Origin of the sequence: Pseudomonas sp. 2VD (assembly GCF_005503585.1) — a bacterium.
Lineage (GTDB): Bacteria > Pseudomonadota > Gammaproteobacteria > Pseudomonadales > Pseudomonadaceae > Pseudomonas > Pseudomonas aeruginosa.
Map to the genome: position 1 here is coordinate 21,335 of NZ_SCND01000036.1, position 6,309 is coordinate 27,643.

General features: G+C 62.2%; 7 protein-coding genes. 3 read left to right on the forward strand and 4 right to left on the reverse strand.

The window, feature by feature from the left end; translation table 11 throughout:
- Positions 1-4: 4 nt before the first annotated feature.
- Positions 5-961, reverse strand: a complete 957-nt coding sequence (locus FFS27_RS06665; protein WP_003086088.1) for a hypothetical protein — start codon at positions 959-961, stop codon at positions 5-7.
- Positions 962-969: 8 nt separating this feature from the next.
- Positions 970-2,685: a proline--tRNA ligase gene (locus FFS27_RS06670; protein ID WP_021264338.1), complete on the reverse strand. Its 1,716-nt coding sequence runs from the start codon at positions 2,683-2,685 to the stop codon at positions 970-972.
- Between the two features lie 107 nt (positions 2,686-2,792).
- Here FFS27_RS06670 and FFS27_RS06675 point away from each other — a divergent pair, with 107 nt between their 5' ends.
- On the forward strand, positions 2,793-3,200 hold the full coding sequence (locus tag FFS27_RS06675) for a PaaI family thioesterase (RefSeq protein WP_003086091.1): 408 nt from the start codon (positions 2,793-2,795) through the stop codon (positions 3,198-3,200).
- Positions 3,201-3,263: 63 nt separating this feature from the next.
- On the opposite strand, the gene FFS27_RS06680 is transcribed toward FFS27_RS06675, so the two are convergent.
- Positions 3,264-4,589, reverse strand: coding sequence for an OprD family porin (locus tag FFS27_RS06680; protein ID WP_003109949.1), 1,326 nt, complete (start codon positions 4,587-4,589; stop codon positions 3,264-3,266).
- A 718-nt stretch (positions 4,590-5,307) separates the two neighbouring features.
- Between FFS27_RS06680 and FFS27_RS06685 the strand changes: the two genes are divergently transcribed.
- Complete coding sequence (locus FFS27_RS06685; protein ID WP_003086095.1) at positions 5,308-5,736, forward strand: HIT family protein; 429 nt, start codon at positions 5,308-5,310, stop codon at positions 5,734-5,736.
- Positions 5,737-5,946 (forward strand): SlyX family protein, encoded by a 210-nt coding sequence (locus tag FFS27_RS06690; protein WP_003086099.1) that lies wholly within the window; start codon positions 5,737-5,739, stop codon positions 5,944-5,946. It begins immediately after the preceding gene.
- A gap of 48 nt (positions 5,947-5,994) precedes the next feature.
- Here the strand turns inward: FFS27_RS06690 and FFS27_RS33515 are convergent.
- On the reverse strand, positions 5,995-6,309 hold a 315-nt coding region (locus tag FFS27_RS33515), incomplete at its 5' end, for a cold-shock protein (protein ID WP_256659439.1).

Sequence of the window (6,309 nt, forward strand, 5' to 3'; positions counted from 1 at the left end):
GCCGTCAGGGCGTCTCGCCAGGGTCCGCGGCCAGGCGTCCGGCATCCCGGAGCAGGGCATGCATGAACTGCTGCTGCAGTTCGGGGTCGTTGCGCGTGAGTTCGATCAGGCTCTGTTCCAGTTCGCTGGCTTCTTCTTCCAGGCCCAGCTCCGCGAGGCGTTTCACCCGATGGACCCAGTGGTGGACGTCATCGCCTTCCAGGTCGTCATAGATCAGGGCGTGAGCTTCCAGGAGCTTGCCGCGCAGGCTGCGGCTGACGCGGAGGCTGGCATCGGCGCGGGTACCATCCTGCGGGTCGCTCACCGAAAGATGTATCTGCGAGATGCGGCTGATGTCCTGTTCGGCGAAGGGGCTGTCAAGCAGGTTGAGGCGCAGCACGCCATGACGGTCGGTAAGCAGTTCGTTGAGTTCCTTGCCGGAACTGACCATGACCGGACGCTCCGCCCAGGGCAGGCTGGAGTATTCCAGGCGCTTGTCGCGCTGTTTCTCGTCGATGCTCGCGAGATTCTGTTCGGCGCGACCGTTGGATTCCACGTTCATGAACGGATTCACCCCGGCCAGCCCATAGTTGATCCAGCCGTGGGTGATGTTGTCCGGTACGCTGCCGAAGGTCACCACGTTGACGATGTTCGCTCCGACGCCGGCCACCAGCGCCACCGCGCCCAACGGGATCTCGTAGATTTCCCGCCAGGCCTGGTATGGCGTATAGCGGTCGTAACGGCGCGTCACCTCGAACTCGGTGACCTCGAAGGACTTCTGGTCGTTGATCCGGACCCGGCGCTGCGGCAGTTCGAGCACATCGGGCTGGCCGACATCGACTTGCAGGGTGTGTTCGAGCAGCTTCCGCTCGACGCGCTCCTCATGCTCGCTACGCTGCGGCAACTGGTTGGCGCAGCCGCTCAGCAGAAGGCCGCCGCACAGGGCGGCGGCGAATAGGCGCAGGGGTCTTCCGGTGGGCATCGTTACGCTCAGCGGCTGAGTTTTTCGGTGATGAACGACATCAGTTCGCCGATCGGCAGGTTCTGCGACTCGCTGTCACGGCGGCCCTTGTATTCCAGGACGCCTTCGTTGAGGCCGCGGTCGCTGATCACGATGCGGTGGGGAATGCCGATCAGCTCCATGTCGGCGAACTTCACCCCGGGGCTGGTCTTCTTGTCGCGATCGTCCAGCAGCACTTCGAAACCGGCTGCGGTCAGCTCGGCATAGAGCTTGTCGGTCGCCTGCTTGACGCTCTCGGTTTCGTACTTCAGCGGTACCAGGGCGATCTGGAACGGCGCCAGTGCGCTTGGCCAGAGAATGCCACGCTCGTCATGGTTCTGTTCGATGGCGGCGGCGACCACGCGGGATACGCCGATGCCGTAGCAGCCCATGATCAGGTTGACCGGCTTGCCCTGTTCGCTCAGGACGTTCAGCTTCATCGCTTCGCTGTACTTGGTGCCAAGCTGGAAGATATGACCGACCTCGATGCCGCGCTTGATCACCAGGGTGCCCTTGCCGTCCGGGCTGGGGTCGCCTTCGACGACATTGCGCAGGTCGGCGACCTCGGGCAGCGGCAGGTCGCGCTCCCAGTTCACGCCGAAGTAGTGCTTGTCCTCGATGTTGGCGCCAGCGGCGAAATCGCTCATCAGGGCGACGGAGCGGTCGACGATGCAGGCGATCGGCAGGTTGACCGGGCCCAGCGAGCCGGGGCCGGCGCCGATGGCGGCACGGATCTCGGCCTCCGAAGCGAATACCAGCGGGCTGGCGACCAGCGGCTGGTTGGCGGCCTTGATTTCGTTGAGCTCGTGATCGCCGCGGACGATCAGGGCGACCAGCGTGCCTTCTTCGGCGCCATGCACCACCAGGGTCTTGATGGTTTTCTCGATCGGTAGCTGGAAGCCGTCCACCAGGGCCGCGATGGTCTTGATGTTGGGCGTGTCGACCAGGCGCATGTCCTCGGTGGCGCTGCCGCGGGCGCTCTCGCGCGGCACGGCTTCGGCCTTCTCGATGTTCGCGGCGTAGTCGGAGCTGTCGCTGAAGACGATATCGTCCTCGCCGGAGTTGGCCAGCACGTGGAACTCATGGGAGTCGCTGCCGCCGATGGAGCCGTTGTCGGCTTGCACGGGACGGAAATCCAGGCCGAGGCGGGAGAAGATCTTGCTGTACGCCTGGTACATCCCGTCGTAGGTCTGCTGCAGCGAGTCCTGGCTCAGGTGGAAGGAATAGGCGTCCTTCATGATGAATTCGCGTCCGCGCATCAGGCCGAAGCGCGGGCGGATCTCATCGCGGAATTTGGTCTGGATCTGATAGAAGTTGATCGGCAGTTGCTTGTAGCTGTTCAGCTCGTTGCGCGCGAGGTCGGTGATCACTTCTTCGTGGGTCGGGCCTACGCAGAATTCGCGCTCGTGGCGGTCCTTCAGGCGCAGCAGCTCAGGGCCGTATTGCTCCCAGCGCCCCGACTCCTGCCACAGCTCGGCCGGCTGCACCGCCGGCATCAGCACTTCCAGGGCGCCGGCAGTGTTCATTTCCTCGCGGACGATGGTCTCGACCTTGCGCAGTACCCGCAGGCCCATTGGCAGCCAGGTGTAGAGACCCGAGGCCAGGCGACGGATCATGCCGGCGCGAAGCAGCAGTTGATGGCTGATTACCACCGCGTCGGCGGGGGTTTCTTTGAGCGTGGAAAGCAGATACTGACTGGTACGCATCTTTGGCCGTTATGTCGGTTGTATCGGGAGGAATGGCTGGGCATTGTACGGTGCCGGTCTGGCTGCGTACAGGGCGCCGGCCATCGATGATGAGGAGTCAGCAGGCAATGAACGCGGCGCAGGTACAGGCGTTGATCCGCATGGGGCTGCCCATGGCCGAGGACATCGATTTTCGTGTCGAGCGTCTCGACGAACGACATGCGCTGGCGCGCATACCTTTTCACGGCAAGCTGGTGCGTCCCGGTGGAACGTTGTCCGGCCCGACCATCATGGCGCTGGCCGACGCGGCGATGTACGCGGTCATTCTCGGGCGTCTCGGGGCGGTCGAGATGGCCGTGACCTCGAACCTGAACATCAACTTCCTCAGCAAGCCCAGGCCCGAGGACCTGTTGGCCGAGGCGAGCATCCTCAAGCTGGGGCGGCGCCAGGTCGTCTGCGAGGTCGGAGTGTTTTCGCAGAGTAATGAGGAAGACCTGGTGGCCCATGTGACCGGTACCTACGCCCTTCCTTTATAGGCGCGTTGCCGCCGAGAAGAAAAAACCCGGCGATGCCGGGTTTTTTCGTTGCCTGTCGGTCGATTACAGGATCGACAGCGGATAGTCGACGATCAGGCGGAACTCGTTCTGGTCGCCTTCACCCTCGTCGGCATTGGCGCGGTGCCAGGCCTGGCGGATACGGAACGACAGGTCCTTGGCCGGGCCGGCCTGGACGACGTATTTGGCTTCCAGGTTGGTCTCGTGGTGCTTGCCGTCCTCGCCGTACAGGCCCGCGTAGGAGGAACTGGAGTCGACCTTGGTGCCGTCGATGTCCTTACCGTTGATGTAACGAACCATGAAGGTCAGGCCGGGAACGCCGTAGGAGGCCATGTTCAGGTCGTAGCGGGCCTGCCAGGATTTCTCGCCGGGGCCGTTGAAGTCGGAGTACTGCACGGAGTTGGCGAGGAAAATCGAGTCACCGCCGCCGCCGGAACCGTTCTCGCCGAAGCCGATGTAGTCGAACGGCTCGTCGCCATGCACCTGCTGGTAGGCCAGGGTGAAGGTGTGCGCGTCCAGGGTGTACGCGCCGGCCAGGGACCAGGCGGTGTTGCTGATGTCGCCGGCCTTGGCTTTGCCTTCATCGGTGGTGCGGTAGATGTTGAAGTCGAAGCCCAGCGACTGGTCGGATGCCAGCGGGATTGTGTAGTTGGTGTTCAGGTAATACTGGCGATAGATGTCTTTCAATTCGGCGCCATACAGGGAGGCGCTGAGATTGTCGGTGATCGCGTAGCGGCCGCCGGCGAAGTCCGCGCTCTTGGCGGTCTGGCCTGCATAGGTTGCGTAGAGTTCGCCGCGCGACTTGGTGGTGGTGCCCTGCTTGCCTTCGGTGAAGTGGCCCGCTTCGAGATCGAGCCCTTCGAATTCACTGCTCTGCAGTTGGAAGCCGGTCGCGGTCTGCGGGAACAGGCGGCTGCCGCCGGCGGCGAAGACCGGCGCGGTAGGTTGCATTTCGCCCCACTTCAGCATGGTCTTGGAAATGCGCACCTTCAGGGCGCCGCCAGCGCGGCTGTAGTCGTCGCGCGGCTTGCCGTCGTTCATCACCGGCAGGTTGCCGGTGCCGGTCTTGTCCGAGGTACCGTCGAGCTTCAGGCCCAGGTAGCCGAAGGCATCGACGCCGAAGCCCACGGTGCCTTGAGTGAAGCCGGATTCGTAGGTGGTGAGGAAGCCCTGGGTCCAATCGACGCGATCGCCCCGACCTTCCTTGCCGTCACGGTTGAAATAGTAGTTGCGGAGCAGCAGGTCGAGGCTGCTGTCTTCGATGAACCCCTTCGCTTCGGCCTGATCGCTGACGAATGCGTCGGCCACGGCGAACTGAGTGCTACCTGCGGAAACCGCCAGTGCAATGGCGCTCCACTTCATCACTTTCATTGTGATTGCTCCTTTGGTTTTGAAATTATCTCTGCCATCACAGTGCCGCAGTGACGGCTAGTTCTTCTTGTCGGCGCTAACTTATAGCACGCAGTGTTTCTTGGCGATAGTTGAGGTTTCGAAGCGACGGATTCTTTACGGCGTTGTCGCAAAATTGCATGACGTATGTCGCATCTGCGTAGGTGAGCAGTTGAAAAAATGACGTATGTCGCGGGCTTGGTCACTCTTGTTGAGGTCGCTTCTCAAGTCGCTTTTCCCGATTGGCGGGGTCTTGTAATAAAAATGTCATGTTCCGTGCGGCCCCTCTTACTGTGATGAAAGAGGTATAAGCAAACTCCGTGCACAAATTGGAAAACGGCTTCGCCTATGTATTCCAGTTGGTCTCTTCGAGAGCGAAGCTATTCTGTTTGAAAGCAAACGAATCATGCTTTGAAACCTGTTTGTAATCCGTCTGCTTCAAGGGTTGGTTGCCATCGAGTTGTCTGTGGCGAATGCGTTTGTATCCACGGCATGTCTCCTGTTCGACGTCGCGCTGTATTCATTCGGCCGGCATCTTATGGGGCGTTCGGCTGGAGTGGCGCGCCAAGCTGGGGCGGGCGGATGTGCGGGCTTGCTTTGGCCGGGCGGCGAAGTATCCTGCGCGGCAGTTACGGCGGGTCCCTTCTCGGAAGGAGGGGCTAAGCTGTCCATGAATGACGGTCGAACAGGAGAGGTCAGTATGTTCGCTTTGGATCCCCGGCTGGAGCAGGACACCCTGTTGCTCGGCGACTTTCCCCTCAGCCGCCTGCTGCTGATGAACGATGCCCGCTATCCGTGGTTCATCCTGGTGCCGAGGCGGGAGGATGTCACCGAGCTGTTCCAGCTCGATGTCGATGACCAGCAGGCGCTGTGGCGCGAGGCCACGCTGCTGGCAGAGGTGCTCAAGGACACCTTCCGTGCGGACAAGATGAATGTCGCTAACCTGGGCAATGTGGTCAGCCAGCTCCACATGCACGTGATCGTCCGGCGACGTGGCGACGACGCCTGGCCCGGTCCTGTCTGGGGGCGCCATCCGGCTCAGCCTTATTCTTCCGAGCAGGTCGAGGCGATCCGCGGCAAGTTGCGGATGGTGCTGACCGACGGCTTCCGTTTTGCCGGGGAGGCCTAGATGGAGCTGGACGCGCGCATGGATGACCTGGAATGCCGCCAGGCTTTCCAGGATGACACTTTGCAGGCTCTCAACGATGTGGTGGTCGAGCAGCAGCGCAGCATTGAGCGACTGCAGCTTCAGGTCGCGGCATTGATCAAGCGTCTGGAAGACGTCCAGGGGCTGGTGGGCGAGGCGGGGGAAGACGAAGCGCCTCCTCCCCATTATTGAATGCACAAAAAACCCGCCGTTCGGCGGGTTTTCTGTTTTTCGCGGCGGTCAGCGGCGGGAGGCGATTACGTCTTCCGCCTGCAGGCCCTTGTCCCGTTGTACCACCGAGAACTCCACGCGCTGGCCTTCGATGAGGATGCGGTGGCCTTCGCCGCGAATCGCTCGGAAGTGGACGAAGATGTCCTCGCCCGAATCGCGGGAAATGAAGCCGAAACCTTTTGAGGTGTTGAACCACTTCACGGTACCGGTCTCCCGGTTGCCGCTGTCCTGGCTGCCGCCGAGGGCCGTCGGGGCGCTGGCGCTGCGCGAGACCGGTTTGCCGGGCTTCAGGCTGCCCGCCAGTTGCAGGGCCGTGGCCAGCAC

Bases quoted from the DNA above. Each gene is read 5' to 3' on its own strand.
- FFS27_RS06665 (WP_003086088.1), bottom strand. From the start codon at position 961: ATGCCCACCGGAAGACCCCTGCGCCTATTCGCCGCCGCCCTGTGCGGC.
- FFS27_RS06670 (WP_021264338.1), bottom strand. From the start codon at position 2,685: ATGCGTACCAGTCAGTATCTGCTTTCCACGCTCAAAGAAACCCCCGCC.
- FFS27_RS06675 (WP_003086091.1), top strand. From the start codon at position 2,793: ATGAACGCGGCGCAGGTACAGGCGTTGATCCGCATGGGGCTGCCCATG.
- FFS27_RS06680 (WP_003109949.1), bottom strand. From the start codon at position 4,589: ATGAAAGTGATGAAGTGGAGCGCCATTGCACTGGCGGTTTCCGCAGGT.
- FFS27_RS06685 (WP_003086095.1), top strand. From the start codon at position 5,308: ATGTTCGCTTTGGATCCCCGGCTGGAGCAGGACACCCTGTTGCTCGGC.
- FFS27_RS06690 (WP_003086099.1), top strand. From the start codon at position 5,737: ATGGAGCTGGACGCGCGCATGGATGACCTGGAATGCCGCCAGGCTTTC.